Origin of the sequence: Pseudomonas sp. SWI7 (assembly GCF_006351945.1) — a bacterium.
Classification (GTDB): domain Bacteria; phylum Pseudomonadota; class Gammaproteobacteria; order Pseudomonadales; family Pseudomonadaceae; genus Aquipseudomonas; species Aquipseudomonas fulva.
Map to the genome: position 1 here is coordinate 685,936 of NZ_CP040930.1, position 24,612 is coordinate 710,547.

Sequence of the window (24,612 nt, forward strand, 5' to 3'; positions counted from 1 at the left end):
GCTTAGCGGTCCACGTCAGCCATAACGAAGTCGATACTGCCCAGGTACGCAATGAGGTCGGCGACCATGCTGCCTTTGATCACCGAGGGGATCTGCTGCAGGTGCGGGTAGCTCGGGGTGCGGATCCGGGTGCGGTAGCTCATGGTGCCGCCGTCGCTCGTCAGGTAGTAACTGTTGATGCCCTTGGTCGCCTCGATCATCTGGAACGACTCGTTGGCCGGCATGACCGGGCCCCACGACACTTGCAGGAAGTGGGTGATCAGGGTCTCGATGTGCTGCAGGGTGCGCTCTTTGGGTGGCGGCGTGGTCAGCGGATGGTCCGCCTTGTACGGGCCTTCGGGCATGTTGCGCAGGCACTGGTCGATGATGCGGATACTCTGGCGCATCTCCTCGACGCGGACCATGCAGCGATCGTAGGCATCGCCGTTGTGGGCCAGTGGTACTTCGAATTCGAAGTTTTCGTAGCCGGAGTAGGGGCGGGCCTTGCGCAGGTCGAAGTCGCAACCGGTGGAGCGCAGGCCGGCACCGGTGGTGCCCCAGGCCAGTGCCTCTTGCGTGTTGTAGGCGGCCACGCCAATGGTACGGCCCTTGAGGATGCTGTTCTGCAGCGCGGCCTTGGTGTATTCGTCCAGGCGCTTGGGCAGCCACTCGACGAAATCCTTGACCAGTTTGTCCCAGCCACGCGGCAGGTCGTGGGCGACGCCACCGATACGGTACCAGGCCGGGTGCAGACGGAAACCGGTGATCGCCTCGATCACCGTGTACGCGCGCTGGCGGTCGGTGAAGGTGAAGAACACCGGGGTCATGGCGCCCACGTCCTGGATGTAGGTGCCCAGGAACAGCAAGTGGCTGGTGATACGGAAGAATTCGGCGAGCATGATGCGAATCACGTCGACCTTTTGCGGCACCTGGATGCCGGCCAGCTTTTCCACCGCCAGAACGTACGGCAGGTTGTTCATCACACCGCCGAGGTAGTCGATACGGTCGGTGTAAGGAATGAAGCTGTGCCAGGACTGACGTTCGGCCATTTTCTCGGCACCACGGTGGTGGTAGCCGATGTCCGGTACGCAGTCGACGATTTCTTCACCGTCGAGTTGCAGGACGATACGGAAGGCACCGTGGGCAGACGGGTGGTTGGGGCCAAGGTTGAGGAACATGTAGTCCTCGTTGGCGCCCTGGCGCTTCATGCCCCAGGCTTCGGGGTTGAAGCGCGCCGACTCTTCCTCAAGCTGCTGCTTGGCCAGGGTCAGGCTGTAGGGATCGAACTCGGTGGCGCGGGCCGGATAGTCCTTGCGCAGCGGGTGACCTTCCCAGGTCGGCGGCATCATGATGCGGCTCAGGTGCGGGTGGCCAGCGAAATCGATGCCGAACATGTCCCACACTTCACGCTCGTACCAGTTGGCGTTGGGCCAGATGCTGGTCACCGACGGCAGGTTCAGGTCGCCTTCGCTGAGCGAGACCTTGATCATCACATCGCTGTTACGCTCGATCGACAGCAGGTGGTAGAACACGCTGAAGTCGGCGGCAGGCAGGCCGCGGCGCTGGGTGCGCAGGCGCTCGTCGACGCCGTGCAGGTCGTACAGCATGCTGTAGGGCTTGGCCACACCGCGCAGGAAGCTCAGCACTTCCTTGAGCTGGGCGCGCTTGACCCACAGCACGGGCATGCCGGTGCGGGTTTCCTGGGCGACGAATGCTTCGGCGCCAAAACGGTTGTGCAATTCGACGACCACATCTTGGTCGTTTGCCTTGTAGGGCGGAATGTAAATAGCGTTGTCCGCTGTCATGGTCTCGGTCGCTTTGGGTCAACGTTAAGAATGAAGCCAGGCCGCCGGCACCCTCGGGCGCCGGCGGCAGGTCGCTGGATCAGACTTCGTCGGGGCTGCGCAGGTTGGTGACGGCAATGCGCTGTTCACGACGCAGCTCCTTCTGGGCGGGCATCTCGGCACGGTAAATGCCTTGATCGCCCACGACCCAGGAAAGCGGACGTCGCTCTTGGCCGATCGACTCCTGCAGCAGCATCAAGCCTTGCAGGAAAGCCTCAGGGCGTGGCGGACAGCCGGGCACGTAGACGTCCACGGGGAGGAACTTGTCGACCCCTTGAACGACCGAGTAGATGTCGTACATGCCGCCGGAGTTGGCGCACGAACCCATGGAAATGACCCATTTGGGCTCGAGCATCTGCTCGTAGAGACGCTGGATGATCGGCGCCATCTTGATGAAGCAGGTACCGGCAATGACCATGAAGTCGGCCTGGCGCGGCGAGGCCCGGATGACTTCGGCGCCGAAGCGGGCGATGTCGTGGGGTGCCGTGAAGGCCGTGGTCATTTCCACGTAGCAGCAGGACAGGCCGAAGTTGTACGGCCACAGGGAGTTCTTGCGGCCCCAGTTGACGGCGCCACGCAGCACATCTTCGAGCTTGCCCATGAAGATGTTCTTGTGGACCTGGTCTTCGAGCAGTTGATCGGTGACGGTTTCCCGTTCACCGACCGGGTATTGCTCGTTGGGTGCGTCCGGATCGATTCTGGTGAGATTGTATTGCATGCCAAAGCCTCATTGTTTCAGCTTCGCTTGCCGCTTGCGGCGACCTTCGGGAGCCCAGTCAAGGGCCCCGACGCGCCATAGGTAGACAAGACCTGCCAACAGAATTGCTATGAAAACGAGTGCTTCGACGAACCCGGTCCAGCCGCTTTCGCGGACGGACACAGACCATGCAAAGAGAAAGAGGGCTTCAATATCGAAGATCACGAAGAGCATCGCGACCAGATAGAATTTTGCCGACAGGCGCAGGCGAGCGCTGCCGGTGGGCAGCATGCCGGATTCGAAGGGTTCGTTCTTGGCGCGACCCCAAGCCTTGCTGCCGAGCAGGCTGGACAGGCCGAGCATGAAGGCACACAGGCCGACGACACCCAGAAGGAAAATGGCAAAGCCCCAGTTGTGGGCGATGAGTCCTGCCGAATCGGACATGCTTCAAATCCTTATACAGAGACCCAGCTCTGCAGTCTGAAATAAGTGTAGAGCGGCGACGTGGTGTCGCACTTGCAGTGACCAAATGTCGCAGCTGAATCAATCCTGCTGATTTTATGGGTAAACCCGGTGCAAGTAAAATTTCCGTAGCAAATTTATTCGCAGGGTCAACAACACATTCGGCTTGTAACTGGCTGAAAGCCTTGAGATTCGGGCATTGCGCGCGCTTTTGTTAATTATGTTTCTTGCGAGTGGTAACGAATTACGAATTGAGTAATGATAATTAATATCATTTAGCGCTGCGCTTCTTAGTTGGTCCGTTCTGCGCCGTGTAAAGTTCATCTGCAGATTTCCTGTGCTTGCAAATTCGAAAAGCGCGTGTTCTAGCAGTTTTCGACACGCTGGGTACCGCTCTGGATCAATACTAAAGCGTGAGCGCGGTGGTTGGGTCATGTGCCGCTGTGGTCTGTAGCATAGACCAGGGTGCTCTGATTGCCCTGACCTTGGGGCAGGCGCTAGGTGGGCGGCGCGCGCTTTCTGCGACACCGTCTACGCAAAGGAGGTGGCTAGGCGCCAGGTGCAGTTGGGCGCAAGGTCACTGGAATGTCGGATTTAACCCCTTCCCTGTAGGGCATTTCCCAAACATACTCTTGCCGCCTGTTTTCCGTTGCGGCTGCCCGGGTGGCGCTCTAGTCTCGGCCTGTCGTTGCTCATCAACGACACAGCTTTGACAGGCTGTGACGGTAAATAGTGCGCGGCTTTCCTATATGGTGGCTGTGCGTGCGGGCACGCTTGCGTGCGCCGGAACTTAGCTATTTCCGCCGGTCTGTCAACCCACGCACAGCTGCCGCCCTTCTGTTTGACAGCAGGTGGGTGGCCAGCCCTAGAAGGTAAATAGCTATGTTGAAGATAGTCCCCGATCCACCCCGCAACTCCCATTCCCTCGAAGACACCCTGACCCAGGCCACCGACCACGCACTCTGCGCAGCTACCGTGGTGCATCAGGTCTTGCTCCTACAGCCCAGGTCCCCGGCATCGATCCTGATGATGACCACGATGCATGAACTCGAAGCGCTTCGAGCTTTGCTTGAGTCGGCCTTGATCCAGGTGCAGATCCCGGCGAGTGCCAAGCCTTTGCATTGAAGCTGATCGATGTGCAGCTACAGCCGGCCTTTGGCGGGTACGCCCACGCCTTCCCGATCACCGCAGCTCGCAAGGTTCCACATCAACGGTGGGAGCGGATCTGGCTGCGTCAGGGGCCGGGCATGCAATCGGAAATTTCCAGGGGAGTTGAAAATGACCATAGAAGAGACCCAATTCACCGTCGGTCAAACCACCTTTTGCCAAGGCGAAAACGGCACCCACGCGTTGTTTCGCATCGAGCCCGGCATACCGTGTCGGGATGCTCGCGAGCAGTCGTCGGAGTTGATGGGTTACGTTCGCGAATTGACCATCATCGGCCTGACGGAAGAGAGGCCGATGATGATCTGGGCGGCCCACTACCTCAGCGCCATGGCCAAAGCTTTGATGGACGACGCCGAGCTGGGCATGGCGCAGTGATTTTCGGCCAGATGGCCTGGCCTAGCGACTTGCGTGGTCTGGCGCCGCGCAAGGCCGCTGCTACAGGGCAGGCGTACCAGTGGTAGGTCAGTGCACTCAGGTGAAGGCCCACAAGCCATGAAGCGTTGGCCCCGTCCTTGACTGCTACATCTTTATCACCGATGGCCTCCGACCGGCTACTGCGTCAGGCGTACCAGATAGATGCCGGTACGAGGATCTGTTGCAAGCTTCAGGTTACAGGCGACAAGCGGCTGGCCATTGCTTTGACAGCTGACCTCCAGGGCCGTCCCGCTCTCCCCGACAAATGCCCAGCCTGCAGTACCGAAATCAGCGTCCAGGGTGCCATCACCGTTGAAGCGCAACAGGGCAAATGGGTCGCGTGCTGCTTCGTCTTCATACAGCACGCTCAGGTAAATTTTTTCGTGATCGCCTGGTTGCCCATCGAAGGCCAGGTCCAGCGCGGAAGCCATGACCAATGGGTTCTTTTGAATAATGACAGGTTGCCCTGCATTGAAATGGGTGTTGGGCGTACCGTCGCATTTGAAAGACATGAGCGCGGAACCTTCATCATAGGTATTGATGTCGGTCCGGCACGCCAGCACGAAGTCAGTGTTGGAGGTGGACTGTTCAAGACGCGCTGCAAGCAGCGTGTGCCCGGGCGTGCTCAACTGCAAATGGCCGCGCGCGGCAAACGTCTCGTCAACGTTGGCTCGGTTATCAAGGCGGGTCACGATGACGTGGCTGTGGTAATCCTCGGTAGGCATAGGCGCGTGCGCGGCATAAATACCTTGTTCATTTACCGCTATCGTGCCCAGTAGCACGGGCTGCCCCTGGTGTTCAGCGCGCCAGAAGCCGGTGCCATTGAACTCGGTAGCCAAATCCCCGTTCAGCGAAATGGCAACAATATGATCGCGCGAATGAAAGTAGAGGACGCCGTCCCGAATACTGCCGCTGGCGCTTTGCTGGACATTGGAACTGCGGTGCTTGGAGGCGGGGGTTGACTTGATTGGCCGCTCCTGGCGCATGGAGCTGATCGACCGATAAACACGGTAGGCCTGTCCATTTTCGCCAAATTGCGTGTCGGGCTTACCATCTGGGAGCACGTGAAAGACGACGGGACAAAACGAATTCGGGGCATCGTTGTAGTCACCTACCACATAGATTCCCTCGGTTTCGTCCGTAACGATCGTGGACAGATAGACCCGTAAGGCACCGGTGTATTCAACGGTGGCGACCCCGTCGGTTCCAAACTCTCGGTCAGGCGCTCCGCCAGCTCCTAGCCGTAGCAGTTTGATGTATTGCTCAGCCCTGTGGGCCGAGGACAGGAGGATGTGTCCGGTTGATACGAGCAAGGCCATTGGGCCAGCGTGGTTGTAGTGGTTGTGCCAAAAGCGGCCTCTTGAAGCAAACGTAGGGTCCAGCTCACCGGCTTTGGAAATCGTTGGCATGATGCGACTCCTGATTGGGCCAGTCGCAAGGTTTACAGAAGAGGCTGCTGCAAAAAACTGGTAATACTGCTAGGCGTCGATTGCAGAAAAACTCATCGCGCTTTGCGAAGCCCCTTGTTCTTTGCCAAGAAACCCCGGACCGCGTGCAGGTTTGGTGTGGCTTGATCTGGCCAACTTCAGCAAAACGAAGGCCCGGTGCCTTCACAAGCTCCGGGCCTTCGTTCAACCGCAACCCACTGGTTAGTGGAACTGCTCTTCCTCAGTCGAACCGGTCAGTGCGGTCACCGACGAAGCCCCACCCTGAATCACAGTGGTCATGTCATCGAAGTAGCCCGTACCCACTTCCTGCTGATGCGCCACGAAGGTGTAGCCCTTGCTGGCGTCGGCGAACTCCTGCTCTTGCAGCTTGACGTAGGCGGTCATGTCGTTGCGGGCGTAGTCGTGCGCCAGGTTGAACATGCCATGCCACATGTTGTGGATGCCGGCCAGGGTGATGAACTGGTGCTTGTAGCCCATGGCCGACAGCTCGCGCTGGAATTTGGCGATGGTGGCATCGTCCAGGTTCTTCTTCCAGTTGAAGGAAGGCGAGCAGTTGTACGAGAGGATCTGGTCCGGGTACTCCTTCTTGATCGCTTCGGCGAAGCGGCGGGCTTCGTCCAGGTCCGGCTTGGCGGTTTCGCACCAGATCAGGTCGGCGTAGGGGGCGTAAGCCAGGCCGCGGGCGATGGCCTGGTCGAGGCCGGCGCGTACTTTGTAGAAGCCTTCACGGGTGCGCTCGCCGATCACGAACGGCTGATCGTATGGGTCGCAGTCACTGGTCAGCAGGTCGGCGGCGTTGGCGTCGGTACGGGCCAGAATGATGGTCGGCACGCCCGAAACATCGGCTGCCAGGCGCGCGGCGACCAGTTTTTGCACGGCTTCCTGGGTAGGTACCAAAACTTTGCCGCCCATGTGGCCGCACTTTTTCACCGAGGCCAGCTGGTCTTCGAAGTGCACGCCAGCCGCGCCCGCTTCGATCATGTTCTTCATCAGCTCGTAGGCATTGAGCACGCCGCCAAAGCCTGCTTCTGCGTCAGCCACGATAGGCGCGAAGTAGTCGATGTAGCCTTCATCACCAGGGTTCTTGCCTGCCTTCCACTGGATCTGGTCGGCGCGGCGGAAGGAGTTGTTGATGCGCTTGACCACCGTCGGCACCGAGTCGACAGGGTACAGCGACTGGTCGGGGTACATGGACTCGGCAGAGTTGTTGTCGGCAGCTACCTGCCAGCCCGACAGGTAGATGGCCTGGATGCCTGCCTTGACCTGTTGCACGGCCTGGCCACCGGTGAGGGCGCCCATGCAATTGACGAAGTCTTTTTCCGGGCGGAACGATGGATGTGCACCTTGAGTGACCAGTTTCCACAGCTTTTCAGCACCCAGGCGGGCCAGGGTATGCTCCGGCTGCAGGGAGCCACGCAGGCGAACGACATCGGCGGCGGTGTAGGTACGGGTCACGCCTTTCCAGCGCGGGTTTTCGGCCCAGTCTTTCTCAAGGGCTGCAATTTGCTGTTCGCGTGTCAGTGCCATGGAAGTAAACCTCGTCGCATCGATCTTGGATTAGTTGTGCGGATGCTCGGGGCAGATCAGGGCGCTGGCGGCAGTCCTGTTCAAGCGGGTACGGCGGCAGCGGGCAAGGATGAGGTGCAAGGCGGGCAGTCATGTGCATCAGTGCCCCTGCAGGTCGGCTCGTGGATGCCTCGCTGCGGTGCTACACGAATGCTGTGACGGCGGTGACGCACTTGAGTCCCTCGAAACCACTTGCTCGGTGCAGTCGCAACCTCGTCGAACGGCCTTATGGGCTGTACGGACACGGGGCGCCTCCATGGTGACGGAGGGCGCCCCAAGGCCCTTGCCAGGGCCCCTGATTAGCGGGAGCGAGGCCATCATGCCCTCGCTAAAAAGTGCCTGTCAAACGTTTTGTAGTGCTTTTTTAGGTCTGCTACATCTTTGGTCTAATACGACTCATCAGTCAGTTCAGAGGCCTTTGGTCGAGGCCGCAGACTGTCTCGGATCAGTCCAAAACATCGACTTTTACCCGCACTGTCATGTTTTTTCCCCGTTCAGTGCTGTAAGTATGGCTTCCGGTACTAAAGCCGGCCTGGCTCTGCTGGTTATACCCGGCCATATCGATCCACTCACCCACCTTGCCGGTGAGGGTTGTGTCGGTGCTTTGAACATCCACTACATCTGCACGTTCGCGGCTGATGCGATCATTATTAGTGCTGATCTGCAGGCGAACGGTGTCTCCAGTGAGCGTCGGTGTTACGTAAAAGCCTTGGGTTACATTGCGGTATTGGGTATCGCTCTGCACCCGCCCATATCCATCGGTACTGGAGCTGGTTACGGGGATGCTCTGGCCGACCTGAACCAGCGCTGGCTGACCTTCACTGGCCTGGATCTGCTGCACGCCGCCGTCGCGGTTGGAGGTGCCGCGGCGGATGATCTTCGCGTTGCCGCGCGTATCCTGAAATTGGCTGTCGCTGGTATCGACGCTGATCAGCAAGCGTTTGGCGGCGGTGTCCAGTTGCTTGAGTAGCTCACGCAGTTCGCCAATGCGTTGCGGGCTGGCATTGACGATGAGTTTGTTCTCGAAGGCGCTGACAGTACCGTCCTGGCCGATGAAGGCTTGCGCGGGCGGCAGCAACTCGGCGCTGCTGCGGTGCTGCAGTGGCACGACCTCAGTTTGGGCTTGTGCGGTCAGGCTGACCAGCAGTGCCAGCGAGATGAAAAGCGGGCGTGTGGACATGGGCAGGGTCTCCGTAAAAGGTGAGTGTAATCGCTGCATCGGCAGCACCCGAACTTCCTGAGCCATTTCGCAGCAATTGATGCCTGGGCCCTCAGTAGTGCCCACCTGTGGCTCGGCCTCCACAAGGAGGGTCTTGAAGGGCAGGGTAACGGCTGAACCTTGGCAGGGGCCGTGGGTCGCAATCACAGGTTATCCGAGGACGACTGTCATGAAACGCTGGTTCATCGTATGGGCGTGCTTGTGGAGCGCCGGTCTGCAGGCGGCGCCTGATACGCTGCGCATCCAGCAACTGCAACGCTGCGGTGATCGACTGAGTGCCGAGCGCCAGCAGTGGTGCCTGCGCGTGACCGGCCTGGGTGGACAGGCGCCAACACTCAAGGTTGGGGGTGTGGCGGTACCTGCTGGAGCGTTGGAGCGCCAGGGGGACACGCTCACGCTGACCCTTGAACACCCGTCTGGGCCAAGTGCGCCGTTGTGGCTGGAGGTCGACGGGCAGGCCAGCAACCCTGTGTGGTTGACCCGTCAGCGCAGCCATGTGGTCGCCGCAGGCCCCGATGAAGTGGCCAAGAACATGGACGGCCTGACCACCTACCTGAATCTGGTCAGTGTGCTGATAGAGGAAAGATACGACGGTCTGCAGGAGGCGCGGCGCATTGCCGACAAGTACGGGGCGCAGGTGGTGGGTGCCATAGCGCCACTGAACGTCTACCAATTGCGCTTGCCGGTGCACGATCTGGTGCAACGGGACGCCATGATCCTGCGCATGGGCACGGAGGTCAGTGTCGATGCGGTGATCGTTGAAGAGTCGGCTCCCGAGCGGGGCGAGGAGGGGGACGGGCGCGCCGAACCGGCCATCACCCAGGCGGACGAATGGGCCGCCAACCGCTTCATGGACGCCCTGTACTACTATCAGCGCCGCATCCCTGCATCCAGAATTCCCGTCCAGCCTGTGCGCGTGGGGGTGATCGAAAGGGGTGTGGACTTCGATGCGCCTGGCTTCAAGGGTTATCGCGGCGCCTGCCAGCACGGGCAGGCATGCGTGTATGCCAGGGACGGCAGCGAGCCTGCTAGCCATGGCACCCATGTGACGGGCATCTTCGCCGCCCAGGACGAGGGGTTTCTCGCTGGCCTGGGCAAGGCCAGCCCGGGGTTCGATGTGATCGTCGACCGTAATTCCGATGCCGGTATCACGGCCAATATCGCTGCATCGGTCAACCTGGTGCAGGACGGTGTGCGGGTGCTGAATTGGAGTTGGGGCATCCACCGAGTAGGTGCGCGTAACATCAAAGGGGATGAGGTCGATTCGCTGGTCCGTTCCGGGCTGGCCATGAGCGGTTACGAGGAGCTGCTCGAGGAGTTCTTCCTGTGGCTGCGGGCCAAGCATCCGGATGTCATCGTGGTGAATTCGGCGGGTAATGGGGCTTCGTGGTCGGGCACGGACGAATATCGGCTACCGTCGTCATTCGTCACCGAACAGTTGCTCGTGGTGGGCGGCCATCAGCGCAGTGAACACGCTGTCCCGGTCAATGACCCGCGCCATGTGCGCAAGCGCCACAGCTCCAACATCGACAGCCGCGTGGATGTCAGTGCCGCTGCATGCCTGCGGCCCTCCGGCGCAAAGCCCCATTGCGGCACGTCCTATGCCACGCCTTTAGTGGCGGCCACCGTGGCCGCGATGCTGGCGATCAATCCGGCGCTGACCCCAGCGCAGGTGCGCATGTTGCTACGGCGTAGTGCGCTGACCCTTGGCGAGCAGCAGGATTTCGAGGCGATGGATGCCGAGGACCTGACTGCCCCCATCTTGCCGTCGGAGCGAGGCGGGCGCCTGGATGATCCGGACCTTGGGCGGTCTGCACGGCTGGACATGCAGCGTGCCCTGGATTTGGCGGTGCAGAGTCGCGATCGGGTGCGCTGATCGGTGGCTCCTGCCTGACAAATTCCGTAACATCGCGCCTTTACCTTCGCGCTCCGTCCGTTCTGGACCGTCACCCAGGAAACCCATGAAACCCGCTCGCCTACGCGCCGACCTGCTGGCCGGCTTGACCACCTCGTTTGCTCTTGTGCCCGAATGCATTGCCTTCGCCCTGGTGGCACACCTCAATCCATTGATGGGCCTTTATGGCGCATTCGTCATTTGCACGCTGACCGCGCTGTTTGGCGGTCGGCCTGGGATGATTTCCGGTGCCGCGGGCTCGATGGCCGTCGTGATCGTCGCGCTGGTGGTGCAGCACGGCGCGCAATACCTGCTGGCCACGGTGTTGCTCGGGGGCGTGGTGATGATCCTGTTCGGCGTGCTGCGCCTGGGCAAACTGGTCAGGCTGGTGCCGTACCCGGTAATGCTCGGCTTCGTCAACGGCCTGGCGATCGTCATTGCCATGGCCCAGCTGGAGCATTTCAAGCAAGGCGAGCGCTGGCTCGACGGCGCGCCCTTGTACTTGATGGTCGGCCTGGTGGCGTTGACGATGGCGGTGGTCTACATCCTGCCCAGGCTCACCCGCGCTGTGCCACCGGCGCTGGTTGCGATCCTAGGCGTAGGTCTGTTGGTGTACCTGTTCGACCTGCCGACGCGCACCCTGGGTGACATGGCCCACATTGCCGGTGGCCTTCCGCAGCTGGCTTGGCCGGCGGTGCCCTGGACCCTTGAAACGCTGCAGATCATCGCCCCTTACGCCGTGTTGATGGCCATGGTGGGCCTGCTCGAAACGCTGCTCACCCTCAACCTGACGGACGAGATCACCGAAAGCCGCGGTTTTCCGGACCGCGAGTGCGTGGCGCTCGGGGCGGCCAACATGGTGTCGGGATTGTGTGGCGGCATGGGCGGATGCGCCATGATCGGCCAGACGGTGATCAATCTCAGTTCCGGCGGGCGAGGGCGGCTGTCCGGGGTGATGGCCGGGGTGATGATCCTGTTGTTCGTGCTGTTCCTTTCGCCGTTGATCGAGCGTATCCCCTTGGCGGCTCTGGTGGGTGTGATGTTCGTGGTAGCGCAACAGACGTTCGCCTGGGCGTCGCTGCGGGTGCTGCACAAGGTGCCGGTGAACGACATGCTGGCGATCATCGCCGTCACCGTGGTGACGGTCTTCACCGACTTGGCCATGGCCGTGCTGTTCGGCATCGTGATCGCGGCGGTGAACTTTGCCTGGCAACATGCGCGCGAACTGTACGCCGACAGTCATGAAGACGAGCACGGGCACAAGCGTTATCAGGTGCACGGCACGTTGTTCTTTGCCTCGACCGCGCCGTTCCTGAACCAGTTCGACCCGGCCAATGATCCGGCCGAGGTGACCTTGGACTGCCAGCACTTGAGCTTTGTGGACTATTCGGCCATTGCCGCGTTGAAAACCTTGCGCGAGCGCTATGCCAAAGCCGGCAAGCACCTGCGGGTGGTGCATTTGTCCGAGCGTTGCAAGAAGCTGCTCAAGCGGGCCGGCGAACAGCACTGAAGCGCCGGCCCGCCGAGGGTACCGCAGGCCAGGGTCTCAGTCGGTCGGGGCCTGCAGGTGCCACTGTCCGTCGGCTTCACGGGCCAGCCCGCTGGCGGGCAGCAGGGCGAGCAGGCGCGGGTGCAGCGCTGCATCGGTAAAGGTCTGTACGGTGCTCAGGTCGAGCATGCCGGACAGCGTCAGATCAGCCTTGGTGTAGGACAGCCAAGCCTTTTTCAGAACTTGGGCCATGTCGCTGGCGGCGGTACTGGCGAAGCGGCGATGCCATTGCCGGCCGTCGAACGAAAACGTGTGCGCCAGGGCGTAGGCCGTCTGGTCGGCGCCTTCAAGGCAACGGTGGCAGCGGCAGGGTCCCTCGCCAAACGCATTGCGCAGGTAGCTGTTGAAATCCACGACCGGCTTGAGGGACAGGCGTTTGTCGACGTCGAACAGGTCGGCGATCAGGGGTTCTTCGGCGCTCACTCGGGATCCTCGTATGCTAGGGCGTGTATCGGCCGGCACCCTAACAGATCATGGCGAGCAGATCACCTGTGTTGGCCTGTCCCGTGCGGGCTCAGCAGGCGAACGCTAGAGACAAGGCGTGACGGCTGCCGTACTCTACGCGCCCCTATGCCCACCCACGTTTCGAGGTAGACCCGCTTGAGCAACCAGTACCCGTACATCGCCACCATCACCATCAGCGCCGAAGACCGAGGCGGCGACATCGAAGCCTCGGAAAACGCCAGCATGCGCGTGGGCCTGGAGGCGGTGACCGAGACCCTCAAGAAGGTGCATTTCGTCGGTACGCTGGCCGCGCCGGAAAAGAACGCCACGCACATCTGCGTGACCCTGGAAAACGGCCTGACCTACTATGGCCCGATCGTCAACGGCCACGCCGAGCTCGAAGGCGGCTGGATTGCCTTCGAGTCCGATATGCTGACACCCGAAGAGCTTGGGCTGTAAGTACTGCAGCACGGCGATAAAAATTCACTGCAACTTCCATAGATCGAGTAAGTTAAAAACTAGTATTTCTGCTAGTTGTTGCTACCCGTGGGCATCCTTAGCATCGAAGTCGGAAATATATCCGACAAGAGGATGCCGCGATGATCAGGATGAAGGCGAGAGTCGCCTGTGTTTTGATTCCACTGTCGACTTTTACTGGGATAGCAGACGCCGCCACGTGTGAAGGTGTCGTCAAGCAGATTGAAAGTTGGTATTCCGATACGCGTTCCGATTGTGGCTTGGATCCGGCCGTCGACTGCAGTGGGGTGATGTTAAGGGCCACGCATCGTTGGGATGAAAAAGTTGGCAATCCGGAAAAGATCCCCACACCGAACGACCCTCTTAAATATTATGTCTGGAACCCTAGCCCGGCGTCGGTAGCTTCGGGTGGCGTTTCGGTCTCCTGGATGCGTGCCGACCAAATCGCTTATCGAGATCCTGGCATGGCGGCGAACAACGGCTACATCATCACGCCTCGTCAGTTCGTGAACGATGCTGATAAAAAGCTGAACGTCGTCTGTGCGTTTCCACTCGACGCCTGGACCGACTTCCGCCAAGAACGTGGCTGTTTGGATAATGCCAACACCGCTGAAGTGGAGAACAGTTGTCAGGCACTCGGGATTACCGACGCAACAGGATGGGTCGGTCATTATAACGGTTTGCAGGCATTCGCTGGCACCAACCGCCACCAAAGACTATGTGGTTTCAGTTTGAAAAGAAGCCTTGGCCGTGCGCAACGCACTGAGGCGTTCAAGGACTTTATCAGTGCCCGCCAGGCGATCGCCAATACGTCTGATGCGTTGGAGACTCAAACGGAGTTGCGCGTGGCGACTTGGGATAAGGATAAAGTTCCGGTGGCGGCCTTTTTCTATAGTCTTGATGCCGGTCGCAAGCAAGCCATGAAGAACCAGTTTGATTATTATCAGCACACCGGGTCATGGGTCCCGGTGGTGAGGTTCGACTTTCCGCAGTCCGCCAACAGTGCGGCGCGCTTCTCCTGTGAGGCCGATGCGCAACATCGAGACCTGCCGCGTCGCATTCAGGCAAGCTCCAATAAGCCCTATATTCAAAGCGCTGAGTGGATCCAGCGTGACGACCCGCACTTAGGGAAAGACGTATGGTCTTTGGCGGTCACGCCTACGGCGCACGGCCGGCGCATCGCTGCGAACGAGACCGAAGCGATGTATGCCGAGTTGCTGAGAAAATATGGCGATGACCCGCGTTGGAGTGGGGATCGGTACGGGGGTGGCATGCGCAGGCAACTGGTCTGCCATCTGAATGGCACCGACCAGGGGCGTGCCATACGTGACAAGCCGGTCTACAACATGGAGCCCATACGCCCAGATGCCACGCAACAGCAAGCACTCGCCGAGGGTTGCAATGTGTGGCCGGCCGTACCGTATCTCTAGTGGTCCGGCGGGATATCCCCTTGGTTGAATGACCCTGCCACCACCCGTGCATGGCTTTGCCCAGAGTACCGGTGGTGGCAGTACGTGTGCCGCGGTCTTTTCAGGAGTCACCCATGAATCGCCTAGCGCTGCAAATTTGCGGTATAGCCCTGCTATGCCTGTCCACTTCCAGTATCTGGGCCATGAGTGGTCCCGAAGTTGCCGATGCACTGAACATGCGCCTGGCTGATACGCCCGAAAAATGCGCTGCCAATCAACCCGACTATGCCTGTAGCGGCGTGCTGGCGAGGCCAATGGCGCAGAACCATCCTTACAATTTCTGGGAGCATGATTCGGCAGCCAGCCAGCGAGGCAGTGAGCAGTTTGTCTACCTGCGCAGCGATCTGCCGGCGGCGACGGCTACGGAGAATACCGGCTTCATCCTCATGAACCGTTTCGAAGCGTTGGCCCAGGACAAGGCTTACGATGTGAGCATGCGGCCGCAGCCCGAAACCGTTGAAGTGAGTAACTGGGATGCCCAGACTCCGGCGAAAGTAGCCGTCCAGGCACTGTATTACCGCTTGGGCGTACCGGGCGCGTTGTGGCGCGGGCAGAGACACCAATTGAGCTGGTATCAGGCCACGGGGGAGTGGTTACCCCTTGTTCGCTACCAGCCGAGCGACTCCCTTGTCTTCGGTTTTGCTCAGTCTGAGCAGTTAAACGAAGGTTACGCTGTAGCAGCACGAATCAACGCTCGATATGTGGATACGGCGCCTGCCTGCCCGGACGGGAGTGCCCGTTACAACTGCAATGGCGTATGGGTGCGTGGGGCCGGCCCCGGGAACTTTCGTGTTTGGAATAATACGCCTGACTCTAAACTCAATAACGCTGTTTCGTTCAGTTTCTATGCAGCCGATACCCAGGTTGTTCAATCGTCAAACTACACCCAGGGCTATATATTGAAAGCATCGGGCGCTCCGGCAGCTCAGCCCATCACGTTGCGTTGTATGTATCCGCAGAATGCGGCAACGTCACGCAGAAATAATCCTTGCTCTCATCAGGGGGTCTGCCGAAGCTTAGGCATCACTACGGCTACACAGTGGAATAACCGCTATAACGGCGGCCGGAACGGCACTTGTGCCTTTGATGCAGACCAGGCGGGCTTTCAGTTGGCGGCGGAAGTCCGAAAGCTGCGTTCCGCCAACGATTGGAACGAAGCGGTGATGAACGTTTGGCCCGACAATGTGCCGGCGGACCTTCCGTTGGAGGCATTTTATTATCGGAACACCGCAACAGCCAAAGATACTGCGAGACGCTATCAGCGAGAATTCAATCAGGATACCGCTGGCGGATACCTCCCTGTATTGGCGCTGGATACCTATGCGGCCAATGGGCAATTGGTAGAGTATCGCCCTGAAGATCAATACTTCGAATGATCAGTGAAAACATGACGGTGCGTACTCGTGCGCAAGCTGAATTGATAATACTAGCTATCTATCGTGAGCGTTTCAGTATGTGCTGATTTCAGCAGCGGAGGATAAAATGCCAACGACCCTGGCTAATGCATTGCAAAACGATATCGATGATTTCAACGCCTACTTATTGAAACTCGACCCCACCCGTGCTCCGGCAGGCAGTATCGGTCATGTTTATATCCCCGAAAGCGTCTACCCACTCAAGACCAAAGGCGCCGACGTCGGGGTTAGCGGCGACCTGATCAATGAAGGCGTTGCCGGCCTGCCTGTGGTTATCCCGGCCTACTCGAACATGCAAGTGGACGATGTGATCAAGGTCTACTGGGACGACGATCAGGTCTGGACCCACAAAGTGCGCAGCGGCCAGCAAGGCCAACCGCTGACATTGAACATCCCGGCCGATGATATTCCAGCGGGCATTACCGAACTCTATTTCAGCGTCACTGCACCTAGCGCCAGTGTCGAGGAGCAGTCGGTGCGACTGAGCGTGCTGGTGCGGCTCAATTATCCGGGCGAAGACCCCAATCTGGACCATCAACTTGCGCCAGCCACGGTGTCGCATGCCAAGATCGACCTCAACAGCAAGAACGTGCAAGTGACGGTGCCTGCCTACGCCAAGATGCGCCGCTATGATCGCATCCAACTGAGCTGGTCGGGGCACATGCTCGAGCATGAGGTGACCAGCCGCCAAGTCGGCAAGGCGATCACCATCGATATCCCCGATTCGGTGGTCGACGGCTCCAGCGATGCCAATGTGGAAATCAGCTACTACGTCATTGACGAGGTGGGCAACGAGTCCGATGACTGGTCGCCCAACACGGTGATCACCAACGATCTGGCCAAAGGCCTGCCGGCGCCGCACGTGGTGGATCCGCAGACCCTCCAGAGCGTGTCGCGCTTGCAGCCGGGCTCGCCAGGTGCGGCGGGGCTCAGTGTCGAGATCGATCCACCTGCGGGAGGGTTCAAGGTCGGCGATCAGATTCATGCGCTATGGACTGGCGAGGATGCTCAGGGGGTTAGGTCGGAGATCGATCTTGGTACGCAGGTGGTGGTACGTGGCACCCGCACCCTGATCTTCGACCTGCCGGTGCGCCACCTGCAACCTTTATGGGGAGGCCAGGGCATAGCCAGCTACGAATGCTACCGGGGCGCCAAGGTTGAATATTCCAAGCGCACGCGGGTGAAGTTCGTAGGCGCTGCGCTCAAATTGCCGCCGCCGCAGCTCAATGGTATCAGTCAGGGCTACACAGAAGCCGATCTTGATCCCGTCATAGTGGTCGTGCCAGCCGCGGCCAAGTTGCAAGCCAACGACCTGGTGACGCTTACATGGCGGGGTGTGCGCCCAGATACCACGCTGCTGCTCGAGAAACCCGCGCCGTTGCGCATCAGCACTGCCCAGGCCGGACAGGATGCGGTGTTTCGTCTGGATAGCAGCAAGCTGCTGCTACCGCTCGACGGTGGTACGCTGGACGTATCCTACACAGTTACCCGGGGCAAGGCGCAGTTGCTGTCCGAATCCGCCTTGCTGGATGTCGGTGAAACGTTGGAAACCTTGGCTGCACCGACGCTCGATCCAGATCCCGCCAACGGCGTGCTCGACCCCGCGCTGGCTGAATACGCCCTGGGTGTGGACCTGGTCGTGCCGCTGCCCGGTACCATCAGCGCGCCTTATACGGTTGAAATCGAATGGAGTACTTCATCCGGCGGGGTTTATCTTGACACTCAGAATGTACCCGCCTCTGGCGGCACCAGCATCAAGTTCCAGATCCCGCGCGCGCAGCTCGATCCGGGTCTGACCCAAACCCAGAATGTGACGGTCTACTACCGCATCATGCGGCCTGGGCAAATCGACCTGGTGTCCTTCGACCTTGAGCTGGTGCTCGGTGAACAGCCGCAGCATGACCTGCCTCTGCCAGTGGTCAACGAGGTGCAGGAGGACGTGCTTGACCCCAGCGCCCTGAGCCTTGCTGCGACGGTGACGATTCCGGCTGCGGCCGGGCTGGCTGCTGGTGACAAGGTGGTGGTGTATTGGAATGGCGACCACCCCAACAGCGTTATCGAAGTTCACGATTCGGTGGCCAGAGGCGAGGAGGGTGCGGCGCGCACAGTGCCGATCGACTTGCGCTACGTTCTGGCCAGCGAGAACGGCGAAGTCGATGTGCAATACGAAATCATCCGTTTCGACGATAAACGCCCTTCGGATTGGTCAGGCCTCATCAAGTTCCGCGTCCAGCGCGGCCCCTTGCCGGATGCGGTAATCGCCGAGGCTTTGCAGGGCAATATCAACCCATTCGACCTCAACGGCCAGGCCACGGTGGTGATCGCGGCTGCGGCCAGGCTCGAGATCGGCGATGAGGTGCTGGTCGATATCGAGGGCCTCCAGGGCGGACAGGTGAACACCATCACCCATACTGTGCAGGCCGGTGAGCAGGGGGTAGCACTGCACGTCCCGGTCGCCTCGGCGATCATCGTCGCCCACATGAACCATGGGCTGAAACTCAGCTACAGAATCAAACGCTTTGCCGATGGCCGGGTGGAGCAGTCGCCGGAGCAACTCTATTCGGTCAACCAGGTGGTCAGTGCTGGGCCTTTGCGAGTCATGGGAGCGCGCTTCAACGTCGATGGCAGAGCCGCCATAACCCCGCCGCGGCGTTTGACGGCCGTACATGGGGTGACCTCCAGCCCGATCATCGCCGAGTGGCGCTACAGGGGCGACGCCACTTGGACACCCGCGCAGACCTGGCACGATACCCAGCCAGAGCGCCTGCTCGAAGTGCGCACAGGCGCGCAGCAGATTGTGCTCAATGTCCCTAATGTGATGGGTAATGACAGGGGCTTCACTGCGCTGACCGATACGCCGGTGCCTGGCGCTTACGGGCTTAAATCATGGGGTAGTATCGCCGCTGCACCTGCGCTGGATGATGTGGTCGACCTCTCGGTCACCAACCTGGCCATGGCGGCCCGACGTTCGAATGGCGCGATTACCTGCTGGGGTCATCCCAATTACGGTGCGACCATGCGGCCGGAAGATGTGGTGCGGCGGGATTTCCTAAAGGTTCGCTCCAACTACGAGGCCTTCGTCGCCTTGTACGGCACCAATCCTGGCGATCGGTATCTGACCGGATGGGGCGTTATCGCCTCAGGTGGGCAGATTCCGCAATACATTCTCGACCTGCGGGACGTCGATGAAATCGTAGCTACCCTCTACGCATTCGCGGCGCTGCGCAGCAATGGGGGGATGGTTGCCTGGGGTCATCCGAACTACGGCGGTGTCATGCCCCCAGACCTTCAGATTCTTGACGATGTAGTCGAGGTGCAAGGTGGCGTTCGCACGTTCATCGGCCGACGTGTCACTACCGATGGGCGCAAGAAAGTGTTCGTATGGGGCGATTTAAGCCATGTCGGCAGCCTGCCCACGGACATTGCCCAGCGCGATGATATCGAGTCGATCGAGGCGCATACAGCTGCCGCTCACTGCTTGCTGACCAGTCAGCGCAAGGTCATTGCGTTCGGTGGTGCGGCCTACGGTGGGGTCGTGCCCGTCGAGATCGCGCGCTTGACCGACATTGTCGAGGTAACTGCAACCTCTTCGGCATTCTGTGCCAGGCGCAGTAACGGGCACGTTGTGGCGTGGGGGCGCGCGGCGGAAGGGGGGAATCTGCCCGCTGACATCGCCAAACGCGCTGATGTAATGCAAGTCAGTGCTACAAGCGCAGCGTTCGCCGCATTGTTCGCCGATGGCTCGGTCAGATGCTGGGGCAGTAACTCGTATGGCGGCTACACAACTGACCTAGCCGGCCAGTTGATCAACGTGAGGGCAATCTACGCCAACTATTATGCCTTCACTGCGTTGACCCATGATGGCCGCGTGCTGACTTGGGGGGACAGTCGATACGGCGGATCCAGTCTGTCCGTCCAGGCCGACCTGGTACAGAAGGTTCGCGCCCAGCGCATCTGATTATCAACCTCGATGGCAGGGCCGGCGGACACTCCCAACACGGCCCTCAATAGGAGCGCCTCATGAGCAACCTCAACACCCCGACCTCGGATCACGCCATCGCCGGATGGCTCAACCCGGACCGCCTGCCCGCACAAGGCGCAGCGGTCGACATCCAGCTCGATGCGATGTATGCAGGCAAGGAACTCACCGTCGTTCTGGCCAAGGTGGATGGTACGAAGTTGGCAAGCAAGAGCCTGCCAGTAAACTACAACGATCAACGTATTACCTTGCGCTTCCCAAAGCAGCTGTTCGCCCAGGGCAGCGGCAAGCTCAAGGTCTATTACACAGTTGGCCAGGATGGGCCCAGCGCGGCCTTGGAGTTCGGAATCAGCGATGGTTTCACCGGCAGTCATGAGGTGGACTTCTCAGCCCAGCGGCTGCCAGTGTTCCTTCACAACGGCAAGATCAAGCTGCCCAAGCAGTTGCCGGCACAGATGAAGTTCGCTCGTCCCTTGCTCGGCGCCACTGGCTACAAAAGCAGTGATGCAAGCGTCGCGACGGTGGACGGCGCCGGTAATATCGGGGTCTTGCGAAACGGTAGTACCACCATTACCGCTACTCTGGCCTCAGGTAGCACAGAGCAGTATCAATTGACCGTCACCGGCCTGGTCGGGTTGGAAATCCTTGCCGCCAGTTCGACACGGAGCAGTGCCGAGAAGCTGTGTAAGTCCCTTGGCATGCGCATGCCAAGCAAGTCAGACTTCATCTTGTTCAAGAATGTTTACGGCGATCAGCTCGGCCAGTGGTTGCCGGACCTGGCAATCTGGGGTGAGACGATCGGTGCCGACAGCGCCTGGACTTTCCACCCCCACACCGGCGTGATCACCGGCGAGTCCAGCAAGGACGGGGTATTGCGTCAGGCGGCGGGAATCAACTGAGGCAAGCCGGCGTGTAAACGGCCTGGTCTACTGCGGTTTGGTCGTCAATTGCCATTCGAACTCGAAGGCAGCTTAATTGCCTTCGAGTTCGACAGGCTTACTCTGCAAGCGCTGAGTCTCTATATCCTCTTCCTCTCAGGAGCCAAGCTCTGCTAGGCACCTCTCGAGCACATCCAGGCCTTCCTCGAGCACGTGGGCCTCGATGGTCAGCGGTGCCAACAGGCGGATGATGTGCCGCGCCTTGCCGCTGGGCATCAGCAGCAGCCCCCTGGCGCGTGCCGCTTCAATCACCTTTTCCAGCTGCGCCGGTGCCGGGCTGCCGTCGGCATTGACGAACTCGATCCCGCGCATGGCACCGACGCCGGTCAGGCGGCCGAGGAACGGCAGGCCCATCGCCTGCCAGTGTGCGAAGCGGCGCACGATTGCCTGCTCCTGACGTTCGCCCCAGGTAGCGATGTTCTCGTCGGTCATCTGCGCCAGGCTGGCCAGGGCCGCTGCGCAGGCGATTGGGTTGCCTGAATAGGTGCCACCCAGGCCGCCCTTGGGCAGCGCTGCCATCAGTTCCTTGCGCCCGACCACCGCACCCAGCGGCATGCCGCCGGCAATGCTTTTGGCCAACAGCAGCAGGTCGGGCTCAAGCCCCAAGCGCGGGAAGGCGAAGCGCTGGCCGGTGCGGCCGAATCCGGACTGGATCTCGTCGATGATGATCAGGATGCCATGGTCGTCACAGAAGCGGCGCAGGGCCTGGGCGAAGCTTGGGTCAAGGGCGAGGAATCCGCCTTCGCCTTGCACCGGCTCGAAGATGAACGCCGCCACGTCCTCCACTGCCAGTTCGACGCTGAACAGGCGGTCCATCGCCTTGAGGGCCTGTTCGCAGGTAACCCCGTTATCGGCGCTGGGGTAGGGCATGTGGTACACCGGCCCCGGTAGTTCGCCGACCCGCTGCTTGTAAGGGGCCACCTTGCCGTTGAGGTTCAGGGTGGCCAGTGTGCGGCCGTGGAAGCCGCCGTCGAAGGCGATGATGGCGCGCTTGCCGGTCGCCGCACGGGCGACTTTCAGGGCGTTTTCCGCCGCCTCCGCGCCGCTGTTGGTCAGCATGCCGGCCAGCGCGTAATCGACCGGGATGAATTGGCTCAGTTGCGCCATCAGCTCAAGGTAAGGGGCATGCGGCGCTGCATTGAAGGCGTAGTGAGTCAGGCGGCTGGCCTGAGCCTGTATGGCCTGAACGACCGCGGGATTGCAATGGCCCAGGTTCAGCACGCCGATGCCGCCTACGAAATCGATGTAGCGTTTACCTTGCTCGTCCCACACCTCGGCGTTGCGGCCATGTGAAAGGGTGATGGGATGAACGATGGCGATGGATTGGCTGATGCAGTCGTGGTTCATGGGGCAGGGACCTATGGGCGATGTACTGCCAATCCAAGCGCGTGTCATCAGGGGGTGCAAACGAATTATTGGATTGCTTTCATTCCTTTGATTCTTGATGTATTCGAGTCAGTCATCAACGCCCTGCGAGCGATGAACTCGGAGCCTTATGAACTGACCTTCACGACATAGGCCTGCAGGCCAGTTTAGAGAACGTGTTCCTATGTGTAAGAGCACGTGATCATTCCTTGAGGGAATCACGTAGTGATAAAACGTCGTTTGTGACGCCCCGGCCAAGCCCCAATACTGACTCGGATCAAAAAATGACCGTGCGATCCAGTCAGAGGGTTCAACATGGCTTCCACGAACAACAAGAAACAGCGTTCCTTGCAACATGGCCTGACTTCGCGCCAGGTATCGATGATTTCCATTGCCGGCATCATAGGCGCCGGGCTGTTCATTGGCTCCTCCAACGCCATCGCCACGGCAGGCCCGGCCATTCTCATTTCCTACGCCATGACCGGGCTGCTGGTGTTGCTGGTGATGCGCATGCTGGGTGAGATGGCCATTGCCAACCCTAACAGCGGCTCGTTCTCCACGTACGCCTCGCAAGCCATCGGCCCGTGGGCAGGCTTTACCATCGGCTGGCTGTACTGGTGGTTCTGGGTGTTGATCATTCCGGTCGAAGCCATTGCCGGCGCTGATATTCTGCATGCCTACTTTCCCGGGGTGCCGTCCTGGCTGTTCGCCTTCCTGATCATGCTCGTGCTATCGGGCACCAACCTGATCAGTGTCAAGAACTTCGGCGCGTTCGAATACTGGTTCGCGTTGATCAAGGTCGTGGCCATCGTTGCCTTCATCGTCGTGTGTACCTTGGCGGTGAGTGGGTTCTGGCCCTTGGCCGAGGTGTCCGGGGTCAGCCGACTCTGGGATGCTGGGGGCTTCATGCCCAATGGCTTTGGCACCGTACTGGGCGGCGTGCTGATCACCATCTTTTCGTTCTTTGGCGCGGAGATCGTCACCATCGCTGCCGACGAGACGGCCAACCCCAAGGACAAGATCCGGCGTGCCACCAACCTGGTGGTGTATCGCATCGCGATCTTCTACCTGGCTTCGATCTTTCTGGTGGTTTCGCTGGTGGCCTGGAATGATCCAGGGCTCAAGGCAGTCGGCTCGTTCCAACGCGTACTTGAAGTGCTGAACGTGCCTGGTGCCAAGCTGCTGGTGGACTTGGTGGTGTTGGTAGCCGTGACCAGTTGCATGAACTCGGGGCTGTATACCGCCTCGCGCATGCTGTATTCGCTGGGCGCTCGCGGGCAGGCCCTGCCCATGACCCGGCGTATCTCAGGCTCCGGCGTGCCCACGGTCGCGGTGATCCTCTCGACGTTGGCAGGGTTTGCCGGGTGTCTGGTCAACTACGTGTTCCCAGGCAAGGTGTTCGGCTTTCTGCTGTCCACCACCGGTGCCATTGCGCTGCTGGTGTATCTGGTCATCGCCGTGTCGCAATTGCGCATGCGCGCCCGCGCAGAGCGGGAAGGGCGCCCGCTGGAGCTCAAGATGTGGTTGTTCCCATGGCTGACCTGGCTGGTGATCGCCACCATCGTCCTGGTGCTGGGATACATGTTGGTCAGCGATGCCTACCGATACGAAACATTGATGACAGCCGGGGTCACGACGTTCATCCTTGTAGTAGCGCTGGCCAGGCGCCCCGGCAAGGCGAGCCTGCAAACCGCGTGACCTCTCTGCTTTAATGAGGGCGTAGCGCGCCCTCATTACAACAAGCACAGGAAGCGTATGAACGATCAAGCCTTGAGCCTGCAGGCAGTGGCTGCCCCGGATGGCATTTGCTATGGCTGTGGCAGCGCCCATCCGGGCGGGCTGCATGTACAAAGCCATTGGGCCGAAGATGGCATTCATCTGATCTGCCGGCACACCCCCGACGCTACCTTTACCGGCTGGCCGGGGCTGGTCTACGGCGGATTGCTCGCGATGCTGGTGGACTGCCACTCCAATTGGACGGCCATGGCCTACCACTATCGAAACGAAGGCCGGGCGCCTGGCAGCTTACCGCGTATCGACTGCGTCACTGGCCGCCTGGGGCTTGAGTACCTCAAACCAACCCCTATGGGGGTTGAGCTGCTGCTCAAGGCTCGGGTTGAGGGGGAAGTAGCACGCAAAAGCCGGGTGATCTGCGAGGTGTGGGCCGATGGGGTGCTCACTGTCAGGGCCGATTCGGTGTTCGTCCGTGTCGATACCGATAAGTTGCAGCGCCAGGCCCATGCAAGGGCGTGAGTTCCTTACGGCCAAGCCTGCCTGAGCGGGAGA

At 60.2% G+C, this 24,612-nt stretch carries 19 protein-coding genes; 11 read left to right on the top strand and 8 right to left on the bottom strand.

The annotated features are described in order from the left end of the window. Positions 1-2: 2 nt before the first annotated feature. The 3 genes from nuoC to FH041_RS03060 form a co-directional block, all read right to left on the bottom strand. Positions 3-1,784 (bottom strand): NADH-quinone oxidoreductase subunit C/D, encoded by a 1,782-nt coding sequence (gene nuoC / locus FH041_RS03050; protein WP_023534867.1) that lies wholly within the window; start codon positions 1,782-1,784, stop codon positions 3-5. A 79-nt stretch (positions 1,785-1,863) separates the two neighbouring features. Continuing rightward, positions 1,864-2,541 carry an NADH-quinone oxidoreductase subunit B family protein gene (locus tag FH041_RS03055; protein ID WP_023534774.1) on the bottom strand — a complete coding sequence of 226 codons (678 nt, stop codon included), beginning with the start codon at positions 2,539-2,541 and terminating at the stop codon, positions 1,864-1,866. 9 nt (positions 2,542-2,550) lie between these two features. After that, positions 2,551-2,964, bottom strand: a complete 414-nt coding sequence (locus FH041_RS03060; protein ID WP_008096178.1) for an NADH-quinone oxidoreductase subunit A — start codon at positions 2,962-2,964, stop codon at positions 2,551-2,553. Positions 2,965-3,864: 900 nt separating this feature from the next. Between FH041_RS03060 and FH041_RS03065 the strand changes: the two genes are divergently transcribed. Both FH041_RS03065 and FH041_RS03070 read left to right on the top strand, forming a co-directional pair. Continuing rightward, the gene (locus FH041_RS03065) at positions 3,865-4,107 is read left to right on the top strand and encodes a hypothetical protein (protein ID WP_140174166.1); all 243 of its coding nucleotides are present in this window, start codon (positions 3,865-3,867) and stop codon (positions 4,105-4,107) included. Positions 4,108-4,260: 153 nt separating this feature from the next. After that, a complete protein-coding gene (locus FH041_RS03070; RefSeq protein WP_140174167.1) occupies positions 4,261-4,524 on the top strand; it encodes a DUF3077 domain-containing protein in 264 nt (87 codons plus the stop codon). Between the two features lie 176 nt (positions 4,525-4,700). Here FH041_RS03070 and FH041_RS03075 read toward each other — a convergent pair whose 3' ends face one another. The 3 genes from FH041_RS03075 to FH041_RS03085 form a co-directional block, all read right to left on the bottom strand. After that, positions 4,701-5,972, bottom strand: coding sequence for a hypothetical protein (locus tag FH041_RS03075; protein WP_140174168.1), 1,272 nt, complete (start codon positions 5,970-5,972; stop codon positions 4,701-4,703). Between the two features lie 240 nt (positions 5,973-6,212). Beyond that, on the bottom strand, positions 6,213-7,538 hold the full coding sequence (gene aceA, locus FH041_RS03080) for an isocitrate lyase (RefSeq protein ID WP_023534769.1): 1,326 nt from the start codon (positions 7,536-7,538) through the stop codon (positions 6,213-6,215). Between the two features lie 484 nt (positions 7,539-8,022). Continuing rightward, positions 8,023-8,757 (bottom strand): secretin N-terminal domain-containing protein, encoded by a 735-nt coding sequence (locus FH041_RS03085; RefSeq protein WP_028686571.1) that lies wholly within the window; start codon positions 8,755-8,757, stop codon positions 8,023-8,025. Between the two features lie 208 nt (positions 8,758-8,965). Here FH041_RS03085 and FH041_RS03090 point away from each other — a divergent pair, with 208 nt between their 5' ends. Both FH041_RS03090 and FH041_RS03095 read left to right on the top strand, forming a co-directional pair. Continuing rightward, entirely contained in the window at positions 8,966-10,672 is a 1,707-nt protein-coding gene (locus tag FH041_RS03090; protein ID WP_140174169.1) for a S8/S53 family peptidase, read from the top strand. Between the two features lie 85 nt (positions 10,673-10,757). Continuing rightward, positions 10,758-12,200: a SulP family inorganic anion transporter gene (locus FH041_RS03095; RefSeq protein ID WP_049695699.1), complete on the top strand. Its 1,443-nt coding sequence runs from the start codon at positions 10,758-10,760 to the stop codon at positions 12,198-12,200. Between the two features lie 36 nt (positions 12,201-12,236). Here FH041_RS03095 and FH041_RS03100 read toward each other — a convergent pair whose 3' ends face one another. Next, positions 12,237-12,662 (bottom strand): hypothetical protein, encoded by a 426-nt coding sequence (locus FH041_RS03100; protein ID WP_028686568.1) that lies wholly within the window; start codon positions 12,660-12,662, stop codon positions 12,237-12,239. A 177-nt stretch (positions 12,663-12,839) separates the two neighbouring features. Here FH041_RS03100 and FH041_RS03105 point away from each other — a divergent pair, with 177 nt between their 5' ends. The 5 genes from FH041_RS03105 (at position 12,840) to FH041_RS03125 (ending at position 20,922) form a co-directional block, all read left to right on the top strand. Beyond that, a complete protein-coding gene (locus tag FH041_RS03105) occupies positions 12,840-13,142 on the top strand; it encodes a hypothetical protein (protein WP_023534858.1) in 303 nt (100 codons plus the stop codon). A gap of 140 nt (positions 13,143-13,282) precedes the next feature. Next, the gene (locus FH041_RS03110) at positions 13,283-14,590 is read left to right on the top strand and encodes a DUF2599 domain-containing protein (RefSeq protein WP_088523599.1); all 1,308 of its coding nucleotides are present in this window, start codon (positions 13,283-13,285) and stop codon (positions 14,588-14,590) included. A gap of 113 nt (positions 14,591-14,703) precedes the next feature. Continuing rightward, complete coding sequence (locus FH041_RS03115; RefSeq protein ID WP_140174170.1) at positions 14,704-16,005, top strand: hypothetical protein; 1,302 nt, start codon at positions 14,704-14,706, stop codon at positions 16,003-16,005. 106 nt (positions 16,006-16,111) lie between these two features. After that, complete coding sequence (locus tag FH041_RS03120; protein WP_140174171.1) at positions 16,112-20,002, top strand: hypothetical protein; 3,891 nt, start codon at positions 16,112-16,114, stop codon at positions 20,000-20,002. 62 nt (positions 20,003-20,064) lie between these two features. Further along, positions 20,065-20,922 (top strand): Ig-like domain-containing protein, encoded by an 858-nt coding sequence (locus FH041_RS03125; protein WP_128610359.1) that lies wholly within the window; start codon positions 20,065-20,067, stop codon positions 20,920-20,922. A gap of 135 nt (positions 20,923-21,057) precedes the next feature. On the opposite strand, the gene FH041_RS03130 is transcribed toward FH041_RS03125, so the two are convergent. Continuing rightward, a complete protein-coding gene (locus tag FH041_RS03130; RefSeq protein WP_088523595.1) occupies positions 21,058-22,308 on the bottom strand; it encodes an aspartate aminotransferase family protein in 1,251 nt (416 codons plus the stop codon). 333 nt (positions 22,309-22,641) lie between these two features. Here FH041_RS03130 and FH041_RS03135 point away from each other — a divergent pair, with 333 nt between their 5' ends. Both FH041_RS03135 and FH041_RS03140 read left to right on the top strand, forming a co-directional pair. Further along, positions 22,642-24,024, top strand: a complete 1,383-nt coding sequence (locus tag FH041_RS03135; RefSeq protein WP_028686566.1) for an amino acid permease — start codon at positions 22,642-22,644, stop codon at positions 24,022-24,024. Between the two features lie 57 nt (positions 24,025-24,081). After that, positions 24,082-24,579 carry a PaaI family thioesterase gene (locus FH041_RS03140; RefSeq protein WP_027916241.1) on the top strand — a complete coding sequence of 166 codons (498 nt, stop codon included), beginning with the start codon at positions 24,082-24,084 and terminating at the stop codon, positions 24,577-24,579. The last annotated feature ends 33 nt before the right edge of the window (positions 24,580-24,612 follow it).